At 67.7% G+C, this 20,411-nt stretch carries 18 protein-coding genes; 7 read left to right on the forward strand and 11 right to left on the reverse strand.

Annotated features, from left to right (window positions below; genetic code table 11):
* Position 1 precedes the first annotated feature (1 nt).
* Entirely contained in the window at positions 2-796 is a 795-nt protein-coding gene (locus HMPREF1008_RS03710) for a protein-ADP-ribose hydrolase (RefSeq protein WP_009278495.1), read from the forward strand.
* Between the two features lie 47 nt (positions 797-843).
* Here the strand turns inward: HMPREF1008_RS03710 and HMPREF1008_RS03715 are convergent, their stop codons facing one another.
* Together HMPREF1008_RS03715 and pdxS are read right to left on the reverse strand one after the other, a co-directional pair.
* A complete protein-coding gene (locus HMPREF1008_RS03715; protein ID WP_009278496.1) occupies positions 844-1,164 on the reverse strand; it encodes a hypothetical protein in 321 nt (106 codons plus the stop codon).
* Between the two features lie 289 nt (positions 1,165-1,453).
* On the reverse strand, positions 1,454-2,344 hold the full coding sequence (gene pdxS / locus HMPREF1008_RS03720; RefSeq protein WP_009278497.1) for a pyridoxal 5'-phosphate synthase lyase subunit PdxS: 891 nt from the start codon (positions 2,342-2,344) through the stop codon (positions 1,454-1,456).
* Between the two features lie 147 nt (positions 2,345-2,491).
* Between pdxS and HMPREF1008_RS03725 the strand changes: the two genes are divergently transcribed.
* On the forward strand, positions 2,492-3,940 hold the full coding sequence (locus HMPREF1008_RS03725; protein WP_009278498.1) for a PLP-dependent aminotransferase family protein: 1,449 nt from the start codon (positions 2,492-2,494) through the stop codon (positions 3,938-3,940).
* A gap of 143 nt (positions 3,941-4,083) precedes the next feature.
* Here HMPREF1008_RS03725 and HMPREF1008_RS03730 read toward each other — a convergent pair whose 3' ends face one another.
* Positions 4,084-6,942: a Cna B-type domain-containing protein gene (locus HMPREF1008_RS03730; protein ID WP_009278499.1), complete on the reverse strand. Its 2,859-nt coding sequence runs from the start codon at positions 6,940-6,942 to the stop codon at positions 4,084-4,086.
* A gap of 253 nt (positions 6,943-7,195) precedes the next feature.
* Between HMPREF1008_RS03730 and HMPREF1008_RS10605 the strand changes: the two genes are divergently transcribed.
* The gene (locus HMPREF1008_RS10605; protein WP_198003147.1) at positions 7,196-7,810 is read left to right on the forward strand and encodes a DUF1801 domain-containing protein; all 615 of its coding nucleotides are present in this window, start codon (positions 7,196-7,198) and stop codon (positions 7,808-7,810) included.
* 233 nt (positions 7,811-8,043) lie between these two features.
* Positions 8,044-9,351, forward strand: a complete 1,308-nt coding sequence (locus HMPREF1008_RS03745) for an alpha/beta hydrolase-fold protein (RefSeq protein ID WP_009278501.1) — start codon at positions 8,044-8,046, stop codon at positions 9,349-9,351.
* Positions 9,352-9,400: 49 nt separating this feature from the next.
* Here the strand turns inward: HMPREF1008_RS03745 and HMPREF1008_RS03750 are convergent, their stop codons facing one another.
* The 6 genes from HMPREF1008_RS03750 to HMPREF1008_RS03775 all read right to left on the reverse strand — a co-directional run bounded on the left by HMPREF1008_RS03750 (position 9,401) and on the right by HMPREF1008_RS03775 (position 16,060).
* Positions 9,401-10,798 carry an MATE family efflux transporter gene (locus tag HMPREF1008_RS03750; RefSeq protein ID WP_232202827.1) on the reverse strand — a complete coding sequence of 466 codons (1,398 nt, stop codon included), beginning with the start codon at positions 10,796-10,798 and terminating at the stop codon, positions 9,401-9,403.
* 137 nt (positions 10,799-10,935) lie between these two features.
* Positions 10,936-11,862, reverse strand: coding sequence for a carbon-nitrogen hydrolase family protein (locus HMPREF1008_RS03755; RefSeq protein WP_009278503.1), 927 nt, complete (start codon positions 11,860-11,862; stop codon positions 10,936-10,938).
* Positions 11,863-11,979: 117 nt separating this feature from the next.
* Positions 11,980-13,197: a cell wall metabolism sensor histidine kinase WalK gene (locus HMPREF1008_RS03760; RefSeq protein ID WP_009278504.1), complete on the reverse strand. Its 1,218-nt coding sequence runs from the start codon at positions 13,195-13,197 to the stop codon at positions 11,980-11,982.
* A 79-nt stretch (positions 13,198-13,276) separates the two neighbouring features.
* Entirely contained in the window at positions 13,277-14,056 is a 780-nt protein-coding gene (locus tag HMPREF1008_RS03765; protein WP_009278505.1) for a response regulator transcription factor, read from the reverse strand.
* 63 nt (positions 14,057-14,119) lie between these two features.
* Complete coding sequence (locus HMPREF1008_RS03770; protein ID WP_009278506.1) at positions 14,120-14,674, reverse strand: hypothetical protein; 555 nt, start codon at positions 14,672-14,674, stop codon at positions 14,120-14,122.
* A 234-nt stretch (positions 14,675-14,908) separates the two neighbouring features.
* Complete coding sequence (locus HMPREF1008_RS03775; protein ID WP_009278507.1) at positions 14,909-16,060, reverse strand: hypothetical protein; 1,152 nt, start codon at positions 16,058-16,060, stop codon at positions 14,909-14,911.
* A gap of 177 nt (positions 16,061-16,237) precedes the next feature.
* Between HMPREF1008_RS03775 and HMPREF1008_RS03780 the strand changes: the two genes are divergently transcribed.
* Positions 16,238-17,614 (forward strand): glutamate-5-semialdehyde dehydrogenase, encoded by a 1,377-nt coding sequence (locus tag HMPREF1008_RS03780; protein WP_009278508.1) that lies wholly within the window; start codon positions 16,238-16,240, stop codon positions 17,612-17,614.
* A gap of 109 nt (positions 17,615-17,723) precedes the next feature.
* On the opposite strand, the gene HMPREF1008_RS09825 is transcribed toward HMPREF1008_RS03780, so the two are convergent.
* Both HMPREF1008_RS09825 and HMPREF1008_RS03790 read right to left on the reverse strand, forming a co-directional pair.
* Positions 17,724-18,668, reverse strand: coding sequence for a putative ABC transporter permease (locus HMPREF1008_RS09825; protein ID WP_009278509.1), 945 nt, complete (start codon positions 18,666-18,668; stop codon positions 17,724-17,726).
* A 10-nt stretch (positions 18,669-18,678) separates the two neighbouring features.
* A complete protein-coding gene (locus tag HMPREF1008_RS03790) occupies positions 18,679-19,209 on the reverse strand; it encodes an HD domain-containing protein (RefSeq protein WP_009278510.1) in 531 nt (176 codons plus the stop codon).
* Positions 19,210-19,305: 96 nt separating this feature from the next.
* Between HMPREF1008_RS03790 and HMPREF1008_RS03795 the strand changes: the two genes are divergently transcribed.
* The gene (locus HMPREF1008_RS03795) at positions 19,306-19,638 is read left to right on the forward strand and encodes a hypothetical protein (protein ID WP_009278511.1); all 333 of its coding nucleotides are present in this window, start codon (positions 19,306-19,308) and stop codon (positions 19,636-19,638) included.
* 439 nt (positions 19,639-20,077) lie between these two features.
* Positions 20,078-20,377, forward strand: a complete 300-nt coding sequence (locus HMPREF1008_RS03800; protein WP_009278512.1) for a GNAT family N-acetyltransferase — start codon at positions 20,078-20,080, stop codon at positions 20,375-20,377.
* The last annotated feature ends 34 nt before the right edge of the window (positions 20,378-20,411 follow it).

Consider the following 20,411-nt stretch of genomic DNA (forward strand, 5'->3'; position numbering starts at 1 on the left):
CATGGACGTCGTGGACGACGAGAGGGAGGCGGAGCTCAGGTGGCTCATCGACTACCTCGAGGAGGAGCGCGGCTCGGCCAGTCGCGCCTCGGCCACGGAGCCGGGCCAGCTCTGGCCCCACCTCCGCGCGCTGATGAACGTGCGTGAGCCGCGTCCCGCGAGCGACGAGTTCTATGCACGCCAGGACCGACTGCTGCGCGTCATGGCAGAGGAGAAGGGCGTCACGGTCGCGGCGCGGTTGCCGCGCTGCGACGTCGACGGGCACCTCTCGCTCTGGCGTGGCGACATCACCGCCCTCGAGGTGGATGCCATCGTCAACGCGGCCAACAGCCAGCTCCTGGGCTGCTGGGTGCCTGGACACCACTGCATAGACAACGCGATCCACAGCTACGCGGGGGTGCAGCTGCGCGAGGAGTGTGCGCGGCTCATGGCGGCGCAGCGCCACGAGGAGCCGACGGGCCAGGCCAAGCTGACGTCGGCGTACAACCTGCCGGTGCGCCACGTCGTCCACACCGTGGGGCCCATCGCGGGAGGCGCGCCCACGAACCTGCACCGACGCCAGCTGGCAGACTGCTACGAGAGCTGCCTCGACGCCGCGAGCGAGGCGGGCGACCGTAGCGTCGCCTTCTGCTGCATCAGCACGGGGCTCTTCGGCTTCCCCCAGGAGGAGGCGGCGCGCATCGCCGTGGGCTCCGTCCGAAGCTGGCTCGACGAGCATCCCGGTGCGGTAGACCAGGTGGTATTCAACGTGTTTCTCGCCCGGGACGAGCGGATCTACCGGGAGCTGCTGGGCTAGCAGGCAAGGACGCGAGGCGCCTGCCCGTCCCAGCGCGGTCCTGCCGCCTACGCGCGCAGGGCCTCGACGAGCAGCGTGGCGGTCTTTGCGGCCGACATGGGGTTCTGGCCGCTTATCAGGCGCCCGTCGGCTACGGCGAACGTGCTGAAGGGGGGCCTCTTGGTGAACTTGCCGCCGCGCTTGCCGATCTCGTCCTCGGGTGAGAAGGGTATGGCCTTCGCCGTGCGGTTGAGCTTCTCCTCCATGTTGGTGAAGCCGCTGACGCGCTTGCCCTCAACCAGGTAGGAGCCATCGGTCGCGCGGAATGGGTGGGTGGTCGTTCCTGGGACGGTGGCCTCGCCTGCGCTCTTTATCCTGATACCCGACATCCAATTCTTATCGCGCGCGACCTATCAGACTTCGTGGGAAAAAACTGCGCATGATTCCTCAGAGTTGTGGAGGCGAGGGACGTTTGCCCAGGATTTTATCGCCTGAAAGAAATCCAATGTACAGTTTCTTGGTGCCCCTCCGAGTATCGGCGCGCAAGGCGCGGTGCGACCACCGAACTGGGTGACCGCGCCGCGCCCGTTGCGCCTGAAATGTAGGTCGTGCAGGTCGCGCCCATCGGCCTGGCGGCTGAGCCTTCCGTTCCGGCCTGTCCGGGCGCGCCTGCGGCCCCTACCTCCCGCGCTTGGCCATGAGCAGCGTTACCTCGTCCTCGTTGAGGCCAACCATGGCCTCGCCCAGGTCCTCGCTCACGCGGGCGACGAGCTCGGCGTCCTCGTAGTGGCGCACGGCCTCGACGATGGCCGCAGCCCTCTTGGCGGGGTTGCCGCTCTTGAAGATGCCCGACCCGACGAAGACGCCCTCAGAGCCCAGCTGCATCATGAGCGCCGCGTCCGCCGGGGTCGCCACGCCACCGGCGGCGAAGTTGACCACGGGTAGCCTGCCCTCGTCATGAATGCGCCTCAGCAGCCCCAGGGGCACCTGCAGCTCCTTGGCGAACTCGAAGAGCTCGTCGACGCGCAGGCTCTGGACCTGCCGGATCTGCGCGTTCATCCTGCGCATGTGGCTCACGGCTTGCACCACGTCACCCGTGCCGGCCTCGCCCTTGGTGCGGATCATCGCCGCCCCCTCGGCGATGCGGCGCAGCGCCTCGCCCAGGTCGCGTGCGCCGCAGACGAAGGGTGCCGCGAAGTCGGTCTTGTCGATGTGGTTCACGTCGTCCGCAGGCGAGAGCACCTCGCTCTCGTCGATGAAGTCGATGCCAATCGCCTGGAGGACCTGCGCCTCGACGAAGTGGCCGATGCGGCACTTCGCCATGACGGGGATGCCCACCGCCGCCTGGATTCCCCTGATCATCTTGGGGTCGCTCATGCGGGACACGCCACCTGCCGCGCGGATGTCTGCCGGTATGCGCTCCAGGGCCATGACCGCGACCGCGCCCGCCTCCTCCGCGACGCGCGCCTGTTCGGGCGTGGTGACGTCCATGATGACGCCGCCCGCCAGTGACCGAGCGAACTCGCGGTTGGCCGCCGCCTGGTCCTTGCCTGTCTGCTCCGTTGCCATGCCATTCTCCCTTGGTCGTGTGCCCCCGCCCGTCCGCGCAGGCCGTCTGGTGTCACGAACCAAAGGCTAGGTTGAGTCTGATATTGTCGCTATATCCAATAGATGATTAATCAACAAGGTCAGTACCAGTCCAGAACAGGGTCAGAAATGCTTACCTACGACATGGGGCGGCGTGGCAGCGACACGCTGTACGCGCACCTCTACAAGTGCCTGCGGGCAGACATAGAGTCGGCGCGGCTCGTGGCGGGCGACCGGCTGCCCCCCAAGCGTCGCCTGGCGGAGCACCTGGGCGTGAGCGTGATCACGGTGGAGGCGGCGTATCGCCAGCTCCTGGCCGAAGGCTACGTCGAGTCTGCCGAGCGCCGGGGCTACTTCGTGGCACGGGGCATCTCCGGGCGGGCGAGAGTCGCGCGGCCCCTCGTCCCGAGCCACGCCTCGGCGTCGGGGCCAGCCCATGGGTCCGGGGCGCAACGATTCGTTCCCACCCTCCCCGACGAGGAGGCGGAGCTGGGCTCAGCGGGCCTCTTCTCCCTTCGCAACTGGGCGCGCATCACACGCGAGGTGCTTGCCGAGGAGGACGAGCGCTCCCTGCTCGGGCAGACCGATCCCCTGGGGTCACCCCGCCTGCGCGCCGCCATCTGTCGCCATCTGGCCCAGACGCGCGGGCTCGCGGCCACGCCGGACCAGGTCGTGGTGGGCGCCGGCTCCAAGCTGCTCGACGCCATGCTGGCGCAGCTCCTGGGCCGGGACCTCTGCTTTGCGGTGGAGGACCCCGGATATCCCCAGCTGCGCCGCCTCTACCAGGCCAGCGGCGTGCGTGTCGTCCCCGTGGGAATGGACGTGGCGGGCCTCGTCGTGGACGGCCTCAGGTCGAACGGCGCCGACGTCGCGCACGTCACGCCGTCCCACCAGTTCCCCACGGGTGTCGTCATGCCGGTTGGCCGCCGCTACGAGCTCCTGGCCTGGGCGGCGGAGCATCCCCGGCGCTACGTGGTCGAGGACGACTACGACTGCGAGTTCCGCCTTTCGGGCCTGCCGGCGCCTACGCTGCAGTCCGTCGACGTCGCGGGTCGTGTGATATACACCAACACCTTCACCAAGAGCCTTGGCCCGGCCTTCCGCGTGGCGTACGCCGTGCTGCCCGAGGCCCTGGCGCGGCGCTGGCGAGACGAGCTCTCGTTCGCGTCGGGCACCGTGGGCACCGTCGACCAGCTCGTCCTGGCGCGCGTCATAGAGTCCGGCAGCTTCGAGCGGCACGTGAACCGAACGCGCACGCGCTGTCGCCACCTGCGGGACCAGCTTCTCCTCGCGCTCGAGGGGGAGCTTGGGGTGCGTCTCGCGGACGTGAGGTCAAAGGACGCGGGGCTGCATTTCGTCCTACGGTTGGAGCTGCCTTCCGGCACGAGCGACCAGGAGCTCGAGCGCGCGTGCCGCGAGGCGGGCGTGCCCCTGCGGGCGATGAGCGGCTTCTACGCCGGGGGCGAGGCGCCCGAGGCCGACCGGCACGCCTTCGTGATGAGCTACTCAAGTCTTGGTGAGAGTGACGTCGCGTCCGTTGCCGCGCGTCTGGCCGCTCTCGTCAGGAACGCACGCTAGGGGTTCGCGCCAAACATTGGTGTGCTGGCAACGCGGGTGGCGTATCCGTTCCGTCCGTCATGCCAACGAGAAGGCGGCCAACGGAGTTGACTCCGCTGGCCGCCTGGACCGTCAATCGGTGTCGTGGATGCTCTCGCCTGGTGTTAGTCCTCGCGACGCGCGCCGCGTCGCAGGGCGAGTCCCGCACTCAGGGCGCATGCCGACGCGAGCAGGGGAGCGATGGGCGAGGCGCTGTCATCCCCGGTCTTGGGCGTCGCGGGCTTCGGCTTCGGGGTTGCCTTGCTCGGGGTCTCAGGCTTCGGCTTCTTGGGGGTCTTGTCGGGAGGGGTGGTGGTCAGCTTGTTGGTGATCGTGAAGCCCTCACCAGCGTTCCCCGTGACCTCGGAGGCGTAGCCGTCGGGGACCTCGACCTCCTGGACCGCGTAGGTGACCTTCTTGCCGGCCTCGTTGACGGGCAGCTTGTCCCAGCTGTGCTTCCAGCCGTTGGCGGCGGAGAGCTCAACCGCGTCGCCCGTGGCCTTGCCGTTGGCCGTCAGCTGCACGCGCACCGAGGCGGGACGCTTGCCGGAGGCGTTGTCCGCGTCGTCCCAGACCTTCTCCACCTTGACGAAGGTGACGCTGGGGGAGTGCGTGTTGGTGACGTCGAAGCCGGTTTCGGACGTCGTGCTCGCATAGCCCCCGACCTTGTCCTCGACGATCCGGTAGCTGATGGGGCTGCCGTTGCCGTCGTACTTCGGCAGCTCGCCAAAGTCCCAGCTCCAGCCCTGCTCTGCCGTGACCTCCTTGCTTGCGACCTCCGTCTGGCCGGCGAGGAGCCGCACCGTGATGCTCGCGGGTCGCAGGCCGTCGCGGTCGTTGTCGTCGTCCCAGGTCTTGCTTCCCTGGACGTGGACCTTCTCGACGTTGGTGTTCGTGATGGTGAAGCCGGTCGCTGCGTCACCCGCCGGATCGCTGGCCTCGTAGCCGTCGGGCACGTCGGACTCCCGCACGGAGTATGCGATCGCGTGACCGTCCTCGGCATACTTGGGCAGGTCGTCGAAGCTGCCCTTCCAGCCGCTCCCTTCGTTGAGTGCGAGCTCCCTGTCCGTGTCGTGGCCGTCTGCCAGGAGCTTTACCGTCACGGGTCCTGCGACGGGACCGACCCAGCTCTTCTTCACCTGGACGGAGGTGGCGGGGGTGTTGGTGATGACAAAGCCCTCTGCGGCACTGCCGCTGACCTCGGGGACGTAGCCCTCGACCTTGCGCTCTTCGACGGTGTAGTCGTACACGTGGCCGCTGGGGTCGTTCTTGGGGAGGTTCTGGAAGGTCGCCGTCCAGTTGCCGTCGGAGTCGGGGGTGACCTTCTGGAAGCCCACGTACTGGCCGTCGCGATAGAGGTTGACCAGCACCGAGCCCGGATGGGTGGCGTTCTGCTCGGAGCCGTCGTTCCAGGTCTTGGTGACCTTGATCTCGGTGGTCTCGACGGACTTGCCGATGAACACGGTGCCGTTGGAGCCGATACCGCCACCGCGTGTGGCGGAGCTGTTGCCCGTGATGTGAACCTTCGCCAAACCGAGTGCCTTTTGCACGCCCGGATCGTCCTTGGTCAGCGCGTTACCGAGCGAGAGCTCCTGACCGGACCAGGCATCCAGCACGCCCTTGAGGTCGTCGAGGGGAACCTCGCTGCCGTCGTCGTAGGTCCACCTGTAGGCGCCACCGCCGAGCATGGAGGGCGAGATCTCGTAGGGAGGGTTACCGCTGTGGGTGCCGAGCCAGGTCGCGGCGAGGATGTAGAGCTCGTTGGCGCCCTCGTCGGCCTTGTTGTTGTAGAAGACCGAGCCGTTAGTCAGGTTGATCTCGGTGACGGAGGCGGGGCAGGCAGCATAGCCGCCGCCGTAGACCTTCGTCGAGTTGTTAGCCACCTCGACGTTCGAGAGGTAGAGCTCGGCGTCGTGCCAGCCGGTATATCCGTCACCGATGCCGTTGACGTAGATGCCGCCGCCGCCGAACATGCCGTTGTCATCGCCTTCGCCCGTCATGGCGTTGTTGGTGATGCTGCCGCCGGTGATGGTCGCGATGCTATAGGCGGAATCGTCGCCGTACTGCACGAAGATGCCGCCGCCACCGCTCCCGGCGCTGTTGCCGTCGATCGTGCCGCCGGTCATGGTGAGGACGGATTGGCTTTGGGGGCCAAAGAATGTGCCTACCGAGATGCCGCCGCCCCGCTCGAAGGCATCGTTGCCGGATATGGTGCCGCCCGAGAGGTTGATGTCGGCACCATCGAACACGCAGATGCCGCCGCCGGAACCGCCATAGCGTTGATCAAGATCGGGGTTGCTGTTTGTGCCATCGACGGCGTGGTTGCCCGTGATGGTGCCGCTTGACATGTTGATGACGGCATTATCGCAGCCGTAGATGCCGCCGCCGCGGACGGCGGAGTTGTTGCGGATGGTGCCGCCTTCGACGTTCACCGTGGTGCCCGCATCCTTCGCGAAGACCCCGCCTCCTGCCTCGGGGTACCAATGCCCCTCGCTGCGGATGTAGTTGTTCTGCAACGTGGCGCCCTCGGCGATCGTCAGCGCACCGCCGTCGAACACGCCAACGATGGATCCGCCTTCGCCTGAGCCGCCCGTGCACTCTGCCCAGCTGCCGTTGTCAATGCCGCCATCTACGACGATGTTGGCGAGCGTCAGCTTCGCGCCTCCCCCGACATGGATGAGCTCGCCGTAGTAACCAGACGCCCGCTGGAGCATCTTGCCGCCGAGGTCCCAGGTCTCGTCGCCAGAGGGCTTGAGCGCCCCGCTCACGTAGGCGAAGTCGAAGCCCGAGCCGGGCAGCAGCTCCTTGACCTTGGCGAAGGTCTTCACCGGCGCATCCTCCGTGCCGGGGTTGCTGTCAGACCCGGTGGAGCCGTTCACATAGATGGGGTGGTCACTCTCGGCAAGGGCTGTCCGCATGCCTAGGGGTAGGCAGATGCAGAATGCCAGCACCATGCCCAAAAGGGCAAAGAGCCTGCTCTTCATGGCGGGCCTTCCTCTCGTGTGTTTGGTCTGTCTTCTCCAGAAGGGCGTCTTTGTCAAATTCCATCGTATCTGTGCCATGGTAACCGAATTCCTGCATCTAGCAGATAATATCTGGTTCCGTTTGTGTATGATTTTCCAAAAATACAGTGTTTGTCGCCTGTCGATATCTGCTCAGCATGAGGCCCGGTGCCGTCTTTGACTGCGTCTCTCGTTTAAATAACCAAGGGAGGATGGTATGCGCGCGAGGAACCCCATGCCGCAGGACGTCCTTGAGCTGCTCGAGTCTCGCGGGCTGAGGGCGGACTACGACCAGCGCCCCGCCTACCAACGAAACGACTACCTGGGTTGGATTGACCGCGCCAAGCTTCCGGCCACGCGCGAGCGGCATATCGCCCAGATGTTGGACGAGCTTGCGCGCGGTGGCGTGTACATGGGCATGGAGCACCGTCCGTCCCGCAAGGAGAAGGATGCGACGTCGTCGGGCGGTGCGGAGGTGGGCGGCCCCGAGGCCCCTGACGTCGTCGCGGGACCTCGCACGGCGGACGAGTACCTAGAGGCCCAGCCTGCGGAGCGTCGCCTCCTGCTGGACGAGCTCAGGGCGACTGTCGTTGACGCTCTCCCAGGGGCCGAGGAGACCATCTCGTGGCAGATGCCCAGCTATCGGCTGGACGGGAAGCTGCTTCTGCACTTCGCGGGCTACGCGAGCCATGTCGGAATCTACCCGGGAGCGGCCGCTCTCGACCACTTCGCCCAAGAGCTTGGCTCGCGCCGCAGCTCGAAGGGGACGCTGCGCCTGGAGTATGACGAGCCGCTCCCAAGGGGACTCGTCACGCGCATCTGTCTCTGGTTGGCTGGGGAATCGGACTAGTGCGCCAAAAAACTGCGCACGGTAGTGTCGAATTGTGGAGACGCGCCGCGTTTGCCCAGAATGCCCTCGCCTGAACGTAATCCAATGCGCATTTTTTCGGTGCGCCCTCGCCAGGCGTGGCCTGCGAGCGGCCCGCTGGCGCTTCGGCCGTCCTTCGAGCGCGTACAATTAAGCCTGGATACCAGGGCATCGCTGGGCGATGCGCCGCCGACGAGCCAGACCGGAGGTCTCCCATGAAGCAGGCAGACATCAGCATCCAAAGCAAGCTGGCGCAGAGGTCGTTCGACGTGTCAGTCTATGGCGATGCCGGACGCGCGGTCATCGCCTTCCCGTCAGAGGACGGCTGCAGCACCAGCTGGGAGAACGGCGGCATGGTCGAGGCGCTTCGCGAGCGCATCGAGGCTGGAGAGCTGCAGCTCTTCTGCACCGAGTCCATGGACGCGCAGACCTGGCTCGCCCGCGGCGCCGTGGACGACTACCGCCTGCGCAACCTTGAGCAATGGCAAGGCTACGTGGAGAAGGAGCTCCTTCCCTATGCGGCACGGCACTCCGCCAGCAAGGAGCTGCCGCTCGTTGCCGGTGCCAGCATCGGCGCGCTCAACGCCACGGCACTCATGCTGCGACAGCCCAAGAGGCTGGGCGGGCTCCTCGCGATGTCGGGCAGCTATGACGCGCGCGCGTTTGCGGGAGCCGACCCCGACCAGGCGTGGCTTGACGTCTCTCCCGTCGACATCGTGCGAACGCTTGCCAATGACGCGAAGGGCATGAAGGCCCTTGCTGGCAAGCAGCTTGCCTTCGTCTGTGGTCGCTCCTCCGACGAGCTCGGCCTGGGCTCCCAGCGTGGCCTCGACGCACTCTGCTGCGAGCTGGGGCTCGAGGCAAGCTTCGAGTACTGGGGCTGGGACGTCGTGCCCAGCTGGTTCTGGTGGCAGGAGGAGGCACGCCAGTTGCTGCCCTGCCTCCTGGCGCCCAACGGCCTCATCGACCGCAAGCTGGTCGCCCGTCTCGCGTCCGCACGCACCGAGGCGGAGCATGCCGCCGACCAGAGCGAGGCCGCGGCGGTCGAGCTCAGGGAGGCGTCCGAGGCCCTGAAGCAGGCGAAGTCCGAGCTCAGGGCCGCTCGCAAGCGCACCCGCGACGAGGCAGAGTCCGTCGAGGCGGCAGCGCAGAAGGACGAGGAGCTCAGCGTCGCCGCCGCCGAGGCCTGGGCCGAGAGGGACCGCATCGCCCTGCTGCTGGCCGAGGCCACGAAGGCGGCGGGTGCGGCGCAGTCGGCCGCAGACGCGGCCGCCGAGCGCCTGGGCTCCGCGCGCTGGATCGCGGGCGAGGCCGAGGCTGCCGTCGAGCGGGCGTCCCAAGCCCAGGCGGACGCCACGGCCCGTCTCGCCTCCGCCAAGGAGGCCGTGGCTGCAGCCCAGGGGGAGGCGGAGCGCCTTGCCGCCGCGCTCGCCGAGGTGCAGGCGGAGGTCGACGCGGAGAGGGACGAGGCCCGCCGGCTCAAGTCTGGCAAGACCAGCCGGTCCAAGTCAAAGCGCAGCTAGACCACACTGCAGCCGCGGATCGATCCGCAGCTGAATCGAGTCGCGCTCGTTAGGCCGCCCGCTCCTCGCGCCCAAGCTCGCCGAGGATGCTCGCCGCCATGGGCAGCGCCACCAGGCCCGTGATCACGTCGGTCAGGGGCTGGGCCAGCTGCACGCCCAGGAGCCCCATGAAGTGCGGCAGCACGGTCACGACCGGGCCGAGCACCAGGCCCAGCCTGCAGGCACCCAGGATGGTGGCGCGCCACATGCGCCCCGTGGTCTGGAGCAGGAAGTTGGTGATCATGGCCATGCCCGTGATGGACATGGTGAAGCTCTCGACGCGCAGGGTGAGCGTGGCTATGCGCACCACCTCGGGGTCGTCGTTGAAGAAGGCAACCAGCTGCGGCGCGAAGGCGCAGGTGAACACGCCCACAGAGAACACCGCGACCAGCGCCGCGCGCACCGCGAACGCATAGCCCTCCCGGATGCGCCCGAAGCGCCGTGCCCCGTAGTTGTATCCCACGAGGGGCTGGAAGCCCTGTCCGATGCCAATCTGCACGTAGTTGCCGAAGCCGCAGATGCGCTGGACGATGGCCAGTCCCGCGATGGCCGCGTCGCCAAACGGCCGCGCGGCGTCGTTGAGCAGCGTCGTCGCCACGCCCAGCATGATCTGTCGTACGAAGGACGGCACGCCGCCGTTGTTGATCTTGAGCGCCATCTCCCTCGTGGGACGCCGCAGCCACCGTAGGCCCAGCGGCGTGATGCCCGCTCTCTGCATCTGGAAGACCAGGAGACAGAAGCTTATGAACTCGCAGATGACGGTGGAGGTCGCGCTGCCCGCGATCCCCATGCCGCAGACGTAGATCAAGAACGGCGTCAGCGCCATGTTGAGCACGGCGCCCGTCATGATGGCCGCCATCGAGTAGAAGGCCTCCCCCTCGAAGCGCAGCTGCATGTTGAGCATGAGCGAGCTGCACATGAACGGCGCGCCCATGAGGATGATGCCCACGAAGCGCCGCGCGTAGGGGAGGATAGTGGGGGTCGACCCGGCCAGGAGGCAGATGGGGTCGATGAAGACGTTGCCCAGCACGGCGACGACCAGCCCCAGCGTCAGCGTGCAGGCGAGGCCCGTGGTGGCAAGCACGCAGGCCTCGTCCCTCTCCCTCGCCCCAAGGTGGCGCGAGATGGCATTGCCCGTGCCCTGCCCGAAGTAGAAGCCTATGGCCTGGATCGCGGTCATCGCGACGAACGAGATGCCGATGGCACCCGACGCGGAGGTGCCCAGGCTGCTCACGAAGAAGGTGTCGGACAGGTTGTAGATGCTGGTGACCAGGTTGGAGAGGATCGAGGGCGTGGCGAGCGAGAGTATCAGGGGCCGGATGGGCTCCTCGGTCATCTGCCGGAACTTCTCCTCGGGGGTCTGCCTGCCCCTGTGGTGGGCTTCGGCCGCGTCCGTCCGTGCGGTCACGTCTGTGTCGTCTGCGTCGCTTCGCATGAGAGGCATGATGCACCGAAGCCCGGCGTGGCCCGTCGGGATGCTGAGCCGGTGCTCACATCCTCACGGAATCGTTACGTGCGGGAGGGGCGAACTGGCCGAACGAGGTCCTACCGGTCGCTCACGCGCAGCTCGAGCACGTCGGGCCGGGCATAGTGGCCCACGGGGTCGAACTCCCACTTGCTCGCCGCCACCTGCTGCAGGTCGAGCTCGGCATAGATGACGCCCGGCTCGTCCCACAGGGGGCCGGCGGCGTAGTGTCCGTAGGGGTCGACCACGCAGCTCCCGCCCGTGTACACCACCTCGTCCAGCGCCTCGACCTCCTCCGGCTCCGCCAGGTCGGCCGGGTAGTCCGCTCGCTCGACGTAGGGCGCGCAGTTGACCACGAAGCAGCGCCCCTCCAGGACGATGTGCCGCAGCGTGGCCTGCCACTCGGGGTTGCAGTTGGTGTTGGGGGCGAGGTAGATGGTCACGCCCCTCTGGTACAGCGCGACGCGCGCCAGGGGCATGTAGCTCACCCAGCAGATGAGGGTGCCCATCGGCCCCCAGGGCGTGTCGGAGGTGGGGAAGTAGTGGTCCTGGGCGTCTCCCCACACCACGCGCTCGAGGCCCGTGGGCTTGAGCTTGCGGTGCACGGCGTCGACCCTTCCTTCGGGGTCGATGACCACGTTGCTGTTGTAGAGCGTGCCGCTCGTGGCGTCGCGCTCCGATATGCCCACGCTCACCCAGCTGCTGGCCCGGCGCGCCGCCTCGGCGATGGCCCCCACCTCCGGTCCGTCGACCAGGACGGAGCCGTCGTAGTAGCGCTTCCAGTCGAGCTGGCCGGCTGGCCTGCGCGCCCCGGTGACGAAGCCGAAGGTCAGGCCATGCGGGTAACCGGGAATCGCCAGCTCGGGGAAGACGATGAGGTCGCTGGGGCGCTCGCGCGAGACGCGATCGATCGTCTCCACCATCCGAGAGGCGCAGGTGTCGCGGTCGAAGATCGTGGGCTGCATCTGCACCACGGCGATGCGGCAGGTGTCGGCGAGTTCCCTCATGTGCTGCTCCTTCTGCGGGCTTGCGAGTCGTGCAAAGGGGAGAATAGCCACCCCACGGCGGGCGGCCGCCGAGGGGCCACGACATTTTACGGGGGAGAAGCACGGGGCGTCCCCCCGTCAGGCGCGTCCATCCGCAGAGACGGGAAAGCTCACGGAGAAGCGCGTGCCCACGCCCTCGCGCGAGACGACGTCGATCGTCCCCTGGTGCGCGTCCACGATCCACTTGGCGATGGAGAGTCCCAGCCCGGTGCCGCCGACCTCGCCGCCGCGCGCCTCGTCCGCGCGCCAGAACCTCTCGAACGCGTGTGCCACGTCACTCTCGCCCATGCCCATCCCCTCGTCCTGCACCTGGTACGAGACGCGGCCGTCCCCAGCCCTGGCACGGAGGGTGATGGTCGACCCGGTCGGGGAGTACTTCGCCGCGTTTTGGACGATGACCCTCATCGACTGCTTGACCATCGCCAGGTCGCCCGTCATCTGGTAGCGGGGGTCTCCCTCCGCCCCCTCGGGGTTCTCGAGCGCGTAGCGGTGGGCGTCGTCAATCATGCACGACTCCTCCCACACGCCTGCCGTGACCTCGGCCAAGTTGAGAGGGGCCATCTGGAGCGCGTTGCGGCCCGAGTCCCCGCGGGCCAGGAAGAGCAGCTGCTCGACGAGCTCCTGCATGTGGTCCGTCTCGGCCTTCAGGGACTCGATCGACTCCTCGAGCACGGCCTCGTCCGTCTTGCCCCATCTGTCGAGCATGTCCACGTAGCCCTTGATCACGGCGATGGGCGTGCGCAGCTCGTGCGAGGCGTCCGAGACGAACCTCGTCTGCTGCTGCCGGGACTTCTGCATCTGGTTGAGAAGCCCGTTGAGCGCGACCTCGATGGGCTGTAGGTCCTGGTCGCCGGTGGTGACGCGCGGCGAGTCGACCGTCGCGCGCGAGATGGCCTGCTCGAGGCTCTCCATCTTGTCCGCCTCGATCCCGCCGGCGCCGCTGCCCATCGCCTCGGCGTCCAACGCCAGCTGGTTCAGCGGAAGGAGCTTGCGCCGCACGCGCCTGGTGTCTTCCGGCAGGCTGAGGAGCGAGACGAGCTGCCATGAGCCGGCGGCGACGGCGACGGGTCCCATGAGGCGGAAGAGGTCTCCCATGGGGAAGCTCGTCCTCGTTCCGTCGCCGAGCAACACGTCCAGGCTCAGGGCCTCTGGCCTGTCGCCGTCCGTGGCGAGCTCGAGGGAGGCAATGGCATTGGGGGAGCCGGCCCGCAGGGCCCCCTCGGGGAGCTTGCCGGCGCACTGCACTGCGAAGCTTGCCACGAGCGCCACGCAGACGAACAGGTCGAAGGCAATCATCCCGGCCAGCCTTCTCCACCAGAAGCTCCAGCTGATTGAACGGGCGGTGGAGGGCATGCCCTGCCTGACCGCCCTGGCGCTACCCCTCCCGGATGACATACCCCACCCCGCGGACGGTCGTCACGAGCCTCATGCCAAAGCGGTCGTCGATCTTGGAGCGGATGTGCCGCACGTAGACGTCGATGGCGTTCGTCTCGCCCGCGTACTCGTAGCCGCACGCCAGCTGCAGGAGCCGATCGCGCGTCATGACCATGCCCTCGTTCTCCATGAGGGCGCGCAGGACTTCGAACTCGCGGTTCGTGAGCTGGACCTCCTCGCCCGCGACGGTGACCTCGTGCCTCTCCACGTCCAGGGTCACGCCGTTGGAGCTGAGCACGTGGCGCGCGGGATCCCTGGGGCTGCCGTCGGTGTCGTCCCCGGCGGGGCCGGTCTCGTCTCTCGTCGTCGCGGTAGCAGCCGCGACAGGCGCGTCGGCCGCCGAGGCGGCGCCTGCGGTCGCCTCCCGGCGCTTGAGCGCCACGCGGATGCGAGCGAGCAGCTCCTCGATGGCGAAGGGCTTCGTCACGTAGTCGTCGGCCCCTGCGTCGAGCCCCGCGACCTTGTCCATCACGGAGTCTCGCGCGGTGAGCACGATGACGGGGACGTCACGCTCCCTGCGGATGCGGCGCAGCACCTCGAGGCCGTTCAGCTGAGGAAGGAGCAGGTCGAGAAGGACGAGGTCGTAGTCACCCGAGAGGGCGGCGTCCACCCCCGACCTGCCGTCGGCGGCCTTGTCCACCTCGTACCCCTCGTGTGTCAGCTCGAGCTCCACGAAGCGGGCGATCTTCGCCTCGTCCTCGACCACAAGAATCCTGCTCATGCACCGCTTCCGTTCGGACGTGTCTTGCGGTCGGGCCCGAACGCACGGGCCCGACCGCGAATCCTATCTTTTCTCGTGTCCCATGACGTCGCGCTTGAGGGACTCCGCGCCCGATGCCGCCTTGTCCATGGCCTCGTTGACGTCGACGGTCACCCTGCCCACCCCCTCGAAGTGGTAGTGGCACTCGAGGAACAGGCCCACGACGAGCACGGGCAGCGTGATCGCCCAGGCGAACAGGGCGAGCACCAGGACCAGGACGGGCACGGCCAGGATACGCCGCCCGTGTCGATCCACCACGAAGGTGACATCGATGCCCTTCCTCAGCACGCGGCGGCAGCCGTCGCAGAAGCGCTCGAAGCCCCTCTCGAACCTGCCTCCCTCGCTTGCCTGCCGGTAGGCGTCCTGGGCCTCCGCCATCTCGGGAGATATGCCACCCTGCTCGCTGCCGGCGGTGGAGTAGCTTGCCGTCTGGGGCCTCGCCTTGCCTTCGTTTTCCAGGTAGACGATGGCATCCAGCACGTTGCCGCCGCTTGCGTCGAGCGCCAGCTTGGCATCGGCGTAGCCCACGCCCGTCTTCTCGCGAATGAGCTCTACCTTCTCGAGGTCGTCCATGACCATGCGTCCCTTCCTCTTGCGGGTGTCGCGTGGGTGGCAACCGCTGCCATCCGATGATTGCATGGTGACAGGCCAAGATTAACCGACCCTTAGGCATAGATTACGTTCGGATGATGATTGGGCTGCACCGAAGTGCTATGGGGCACGCGAGGGGCGACGCCCGGGTACGCCCGCACCGTCTGGTCCTCTCGCCCGCCTTGTCCCATGCGGTCACCGCCGGGCGTCCGTCACTCGTCGCTAGGCGTCCTGACCTTGGAACGCGCGGACGTCGTCCACGAGCACCGCGAGGTAGGGGCGCGAGCCCTCGGGGGCGTTCCCGTCCACCAGGAAGAGCGCGAACCTGTCATCGAACACGAAGTGGCGCGGCTGGTTGACGTCGAGTGGAGGCGCAGCTGATGTAACGGCGGTGATGGCTGCCTCGCTCTTGACCCTGCCACCCTCGTTGTCCAGGTCGAACTTGAGGGTCTGCACCGCCTGGGCGATGCGGAGACCACCTCCGTTGGGAAGCGCGAACTCCAGGCCCTCGAGCTCGTCGTACTCCTTGAACACGTCGGTGCTCAGCAGGGGGCACTCGAACTCGTCGTCGGCCCCGAGCGCCCTCTGCGCCCCCGCCGACTCGGTCCTCGACGTCGCGTTGTCCCACATGTCCGAGAAGCTCTGGCCCTCGGGCGACTTCACCAGGACGAGCTCGTCGCCCTCCTTGGTCGAGACCCTGCAGGCGCAGTGCGCGTAGTCGTCGTAGTAGAGGGGCGTGACCTGGGCGAGAAGGTCGCTCCGCTCCGCCCCGTCGGTCTCTACTGTCCCGAAGTACCTGGCTCCCTCCGTGTGGCTGGGGCCAAAGGTGCCGTCGTAGGGTAGGAGCGCGAACGGGCGCTCGAACGAGAACCGGCGATAGAGCATGGCGTAGAACAGCGTGGTGTCTGGCTCCGCGCTCTCCCAGTCCAGCAGGTCGAGGAGGTCGCTTCGCTGGCCGAAACGCCGGTCGATGGCCTCCTCCATGGTGCTGCGGGCGTCTTTGGTCATGGGGCCGGCGTAGCTGTAATAGTGGTCGTCCGAGACCATGCCCGCCTCGAAGGGGCTCCCGTTCAGGGCGTCCACCAGCTCGTTCGGTCCGGCGGTCGGCTCGAGAGGATTCCCGTCGTTGTGGTAGGCGAGAAGCTCGTCCCAGCACAGCTGGAGCGGGGCGCACCAGGCGGCGTTGCCTTGGACCGGCAGCGTGTCCGCGGCGACGAGCGTCACGCCGGCCTCGTCGGCGCGACGGGGAGCGATCTGCCTTTCGTCGTCGCTGGGAGTGTGAGCGGCTTTCCACGCGAGCGGGGCGGCGATGGCGGCGACGACGATCGCGCACGCTGCGACCACGACGATTGCAAGGGACCTTCTCGCCTTCATGGGACCTCCTCGACGACGTGTGGGGTGGGTGACGATGGCGACGGGCTCGGACGGCTCCTGGAGCGTAGACGGCTCTTGGAGCGAATATACCAAAGCGTTTCCGTCTGCGCCGCCTGCCGTCCGGGTGGGCTGGCAGGCCCGTATACTGGTCCGAACACGGACGGCGGGGGAGGAAGCATGTCTGACGGCATCGGCAGGGTCGACGTGGCGGGGACGGGCGGCGCGACCGGGATGGGCGACATGGTCAGCACGAACGGTGCGGCAGTCGGGACCGGCATCGCGGAGGTCGCCGCGCGCATGAAGCTCCAGAGCCCGGAGATGGCGGCGACGTCCGTCGAGCTGAGGAACGCCGCCCTCGCGGGCATCAGGGAGGCGCTCGTCGCCAACGCCGACGACGTCTTCGCCGCGAACGAGGAGGACGTGCGCGCGGCCGAGGGGACGGGGGTCTCTCCTGCGGTCGTCAAGCGCCTGCGCTTCGACCGGCACAAGCTCGACGACGTCTGCGCCGGCATCGACGGCCTCGTAGGCCTCCCGGATCCCGTCGGTCGCACGACGCTGCGCCGGGAGCTGGACGAGGGTCTGCTGCTCGAGCGCGTCACCTGCCCCATCGGCGTCATCGGCGTGATCTTCGAGGCGCGCCCGGACGCGCTCGTGCAGATATCCGCCCTGTGCATAAAGAGCGGCAACTGCGCCATCCTCAAGGGCGGGTCCGAGACCGCACGCACCAATCGCGCCCTCTTCGCCCTCATCCACGGCGCCGCGCTGGAGGCCGGGCTGCCCGGGGGCTGCCTCTTCCAGGTCGAGGCGCACAGCCAGGTCGACGAGCTTTTGGCCTGCGACCGCGACGTCGACCTGCTCATCCCCCGCGGCTCGAACGCTTTCGTCCGCCACATAATGGACAACACGAGGATTCCCGTGATGGGTCACGCTGACGGCATCTGCCACGTCTACGTGGACGCCGCGGCGGACCTCCGGAAGGCCGTGCGCATCTGCGTTGATGCCAAGGTCCAGTATGCTGCCGCTTGCAACGCGGCCGAGACCCTGCTCGTGCACCGCGACGTCGCCGCTGGCTTCCTTCCCCTGCTGGCGGACGCCTACCGCGCCGCCGGGGTCGAGCTCAGGGGCACGGACGAGGTCCGGGACATCGTCGGCTGCGCGCCCGCGACGGACGACGACTGGGATCGCGAGTACCTCTCGCTCGTCATATCCGCCAGGCTGGTGGGGGACGTGGACGAGGCGATCGACCACATCAACCGGCACGGCTCGCACCACACCGACGCCATCGTGACCGAGGACGACGCCATCGCCGAGCGCTTCATGCAGCTGGTCGACTCCGCCGGCGTGTACCAGAACGCCTCGACCCGCTTCGCCGACGGCTTCCGCTACGGCTTCGGCGCCGAGGTGGGCATCTCGACCGGGAAGCTCCACGCGCGCGGGCCGGTGGGGCTGGACGGCCTGGTCACCTACAAGTACCGCCTGCGTGGCTCCGGCCAGGTGGTCGCCGACTACGCCGAGGGCAGGAGCCGCTTCCGCTTCCGCGACCTGGAGCTCTAGCTCCGGGGGAGAGGTTCCCGCGCGCGTCACCGTCGGTGGCTTCCGAGCCAGGGTCGGGGCCGGCCGGCGGTCGCCGCGCCGGTCGCCGGTTGCAGCCGGGTGCGGGGGGCTACTCTCCCCGGCGCTCCTCCATGGCGTCGTGGACGCGCTCGGCGGTCGCGCGCGCGACGCCCTGCACCCTCTGGTAGTACTCGTCGAAGACGCGGCGGTAGTTGCTGGGCCTCAGGCTCGGGAAGGCCCTGAGCAGGCGGAGCTCCTGGTCGGTCAGGCGAGACGAGAAGCTCGAGGCGAGCTCGTCCAGCGAGGGCACCTGCGGCAGGCTGGGCATGCCGAGGAGCTCCGGCGTGGCCTCGCGCAGCATGTCGCGCGCGCCGGCGAGGCGGTCGGCAAGACGCCCTGCCAGGCGGCGCCTGAGCGAGGCCTCCATGACCTGGCCCCAGTCCTTCACGCGGGCGAGCTCGGGGCGGGAGGGGAGCAGCTCTCGCATGGACTCGAGGCGCGATGCGGTCTCCTGCTTGAGGGAGTCCATCTTCGCGCGTAGGCCTGCTATGCCCACGTGCGTCACGACGAGGTCGGCGAGCATGAGCGTGGCGCTCGAGCACGAGACCGCCACGAGCTGCGTGTCCCTGAGCGAGGCGACCGCCGCCGCGAGGGGCGGCTGCGTGACGTAGGTGACCAGCAGGCAGCAGCAGCCGAACTGCAGGAATCCGCCCGCCCAGATGCGCCCCTGCAGGTTGAGCGGCTTGTCCGAGTAGTCCCACCAGCGGGCGTGGTACATCCGCTCCATCACGTATGAGGTGACGTACTCCAAGAGGCAGCTGAGCGCGCCGCCCGTGAGAAACACTCCGAGCGGACTGCCAATCCGCGAGAGCAGCAGGGCGGAGGCGATGCCGCCGCAGCCGTAGATGGGCAGGTAGGGTCCATTGAGGAAGCCACGGTTGATGAAGTGGCGCTCTGCGACGGAGCAGTAGGTGCTCTCCACCACCCAACCTCCGACGCAGTAGAAGAAGAAGTAGGTCCAGGCAACCATGAGCTGATGGATGGCATGTGGCAAGGCGTGCCTCCTAGGCGTCGTCGCGGACGGAGGCGCCGAGGCCCGCGCGCAGGCGCAGCCAGAAGCCGTCGAGGGTCTCGGACGTGGCGACCATCTTGTCTGCAAGGCAGAGAAGCGCTGCCTCGCGGCAGCTGGGCGGCATGGGTGTGAGGGGAAACATGTGCCTGCGGACCATGTTCTGCTCGATGGGGCCGATGCCAAAGTCGCGGATGGCGTTGGCGCAGGCAAAGCCAGGGTGCCTGAAGCCGTGGAGCCTGTGGCTGGGGTCGGGGTCGTGCCAGTCGTAGAGGAAGTAGTCGTGGAGGAGGGCGCCGCGCAGGAGGGCGCGCTCGTCCACGGGGATTCGCCAGCTGCGCGCGAGGCGCACGCACTGCCGGGTGACGGAGAGCGAGTGGGCGAAGACGGTGGTGGTGCCGTGCTGGATGCAGCGCCGCTCGATGCGCATGCCCTCGGAGTCGAGGATGTCCTGGCAGTGTCGGCGGACGAGGTCCATGCTCCGCGAGCTGGGGCTGATAGGCTTTCGTGGGACGCTGGAGGGCATGCGATGGTCCTTGCTGCTGGCGTTGTCTGCATATGACGGGTGCCATTATCTGCCCGCCGCGGTGTCGTGGCGGCGCCTTCGACCCGATTCCGCCGAATGCGCAAGTGGCGGGGCGACGGCCCCAGCGCGAGCGAACGCGTGCCGTCGACGCCCAACACGCGCAAGCGCACGCTGGTGTCATCCAACACGCGCGAACGCACGCTGGTGTCATCCAACACGCGCGAACGCACGCTGGTGTCATCCAACACGCGCGAACGCACGCTGGTGTCATCCAACACGCGCGAACGCACATGTGTGATTGCATTTGTCCAGATGCTGGGAGCCGTGCATGTGCGCAACAGCGTGCTCGCTGCCTGTCGCGTGCGCAACAGCGTGTTCGCCGAGCCAATTGTGCGCAACGGCGTGCGCGACGGCTGCGGCATCTACTGACAACGCCCAATGCGTCTGCCGCGTCATCGATAGCGCCAAACGCGTCCACCGAATCGTCGAGAACGTCCAACGCGTCTAATCGACAGCAAAACCCCAGGTTAGTTTTTGTCTCTAGACGCGTTGGACGCTTTCGCGCAGGAGCCAGACGCGTCGGACGTTTTCGTACAGGAGATAGACGCATTGGACGCTTTCGCGTAGGAGATAGGCGTGTGCATCGCTAGATGTGCGCAGCGGCGTGCGGGTGAGAGGGGCGTGCTCAGCGGCACACGAATGAGAGTGGCGTTCGCAGAGGCGCTCACCCAGCGTGCACGCTCGCCGAATCCCAACGGCTCCCATGTCGCGCCATTGGGTACATAGCTTTACATAACTCGAACCGCCCGCCCCTCTGCTCCATGCGGTGTGGGTAGCGGCGCAGGCCACCAGCAGAAGGGAGTCTGGCATGAACATGCAGACCGATGACGACAAGCTCAGCTTCGTGGGAGACTACGGCGACGTGCTAGGTGAGGTCTCGTTTCCCGAGGACGAGGACGGCATCCTGAACTTCAACCACACCTACGTCGCGCCCAGCGAGCGCGGCAGTGGCATGGCAGGCCGCCTCATGGGCCAGGCCGTCCGTCACGTGCGCTTCGTGGGTAAGAAGGCCCGTGCGACCTGCTCCTACGCCATCCGCTGGTTCCAGAAGCACCCGGAATATGCCGACATCCTCGTGGAGCCTCCTGCAGCCGAGCCGGCAAAGTAGTCTCGCTCCCAGCAGGTGAGGGACCTGCACCTCG

The sequence above is a fragment of the Olsenella sp. oral taxon 809 str. F0356 genome (genome assembly GCF_000233535.1).
Taxonomy (GTDB): domain Bacteria; phylum Actinomycetota; class Coriobacteriia; order Coriobacteriales; family Atopobiaceae; genus Olsenella_I; species Olsenella_I phocaeensis.

Coding starts and splice junctions, on each gene's coding strand:
- HMPREF1008_RS03730 (WP_009278499.1), bottom strand. CDS start 6,942: ATGAAGAGCAGGCTCTTTGCCCTTTTGGGCATGGTGCTGGCATTCTGC.
- HMPREF1008_RS03795 (WP_009278511.1), top strand. CDS start 19,306: ATGCGCAAGTGGCGGGGCGACGGCCCCAGCGCGAGCGAACGCGTGCCG.
- HMPREF1008_RS03760 (WP_009278504.1), bottom strand. CDS start 13,197: ATGATTGCCTTCGACCTGTTCGTCTGCGTGGCGCTCGTGGCAAGCTTC.
- HMPREF1008_RS03745 (WP_009278501.1), top strand. CDS start 8,044: ATGAAGCAGGCAGACATCAGCATCCAAAGCAAGCTGGCGCAGAGGTCG.
- HMPREF1008_RS03715 (WP_009278496.1), bottom strand. CDS start 1,164: ATGTCGGGTATCAGGATAAAGAGCGCAGGCGAGGCCACCGTCCCAGGA.
- HMPREF1008_RS03770 (WP_009278506.1), bottom strand. CDS start 14,674: ATGGTCATGGACGACCTCGAGAAGGTAGAGCTCATTCGCGAGAAGACG.
- HMPREF1008_RS03755 (WP_009278503.1), bottom strand. CDS start 11,862: ATGAGGGAACTCGCCGACACCTGCCGCATCGCCGTGGTGCAGATGCAG.
- pdxS (WP_009278497.1), bottom strand. CDS start 2,344: ATGGCAACGGAGCAGACAGGCAAGGACCAGGCGGCGGCCAACCGCGAG.
- HMPREF1008_RS03775 (WP_009278507.1), bottom strand. CDS start 16,060: ATGAAGGCGAGAAGGTCCCTTGCAATCGTCGTGGTCGCAGCGTGCGCG.
- HMPREF1008_RS03800 (WP_009278512.1), top strand. CDS start 20,078: ATGAACATGCAGACCGATGACGACAAGCTCAGCTTCGTGGGAGACTAC.
- HMPREF1008_RS10605 (WP_198003147.1), top strand. CDS start 7,196: ATGCCGCAGGACGTCCTTGAGCTGCTCGAGTCTCGCGGGCTGAGGGCG.
- HMPREF1008_RS03710 (WP_009278495.1), top strand. CDS start 2: ATGGACGTCGTGGACGACGAGAGGGAGGCGGAGCTCAGGTGGCTCATC.
- HMPREF1008_RS03780 (WP_009278508.1), top strand. CDS start 16,238: ATGTCTGACGGCATCGGCAGGGTCGACGTGGCGGGGACGGGCGGCGCG.
- HMPREF1008_RS03725 (WP_009278498.1), top strand. CDS start 2,492: ATGCTTACCTACGACATGGGGCGGCGTGGCAGCGACACGCTGTACGCG.
- HMPREF1008_RS03765 (WP_009278505.1), bottom strand. CDS start 14,056: ATGAGCAGGATTCTTGTGGTCGAGGACGAGGCGAAGATCGCCCGCTTC.
- HMPREF1008_RS03790 (WP_009278510.1), bottom strand. CDS start 19,209: ATGCCCTCCAGCGTCCCACGAAAGCCTATCAGCCCCAGCTCGCGGAGC.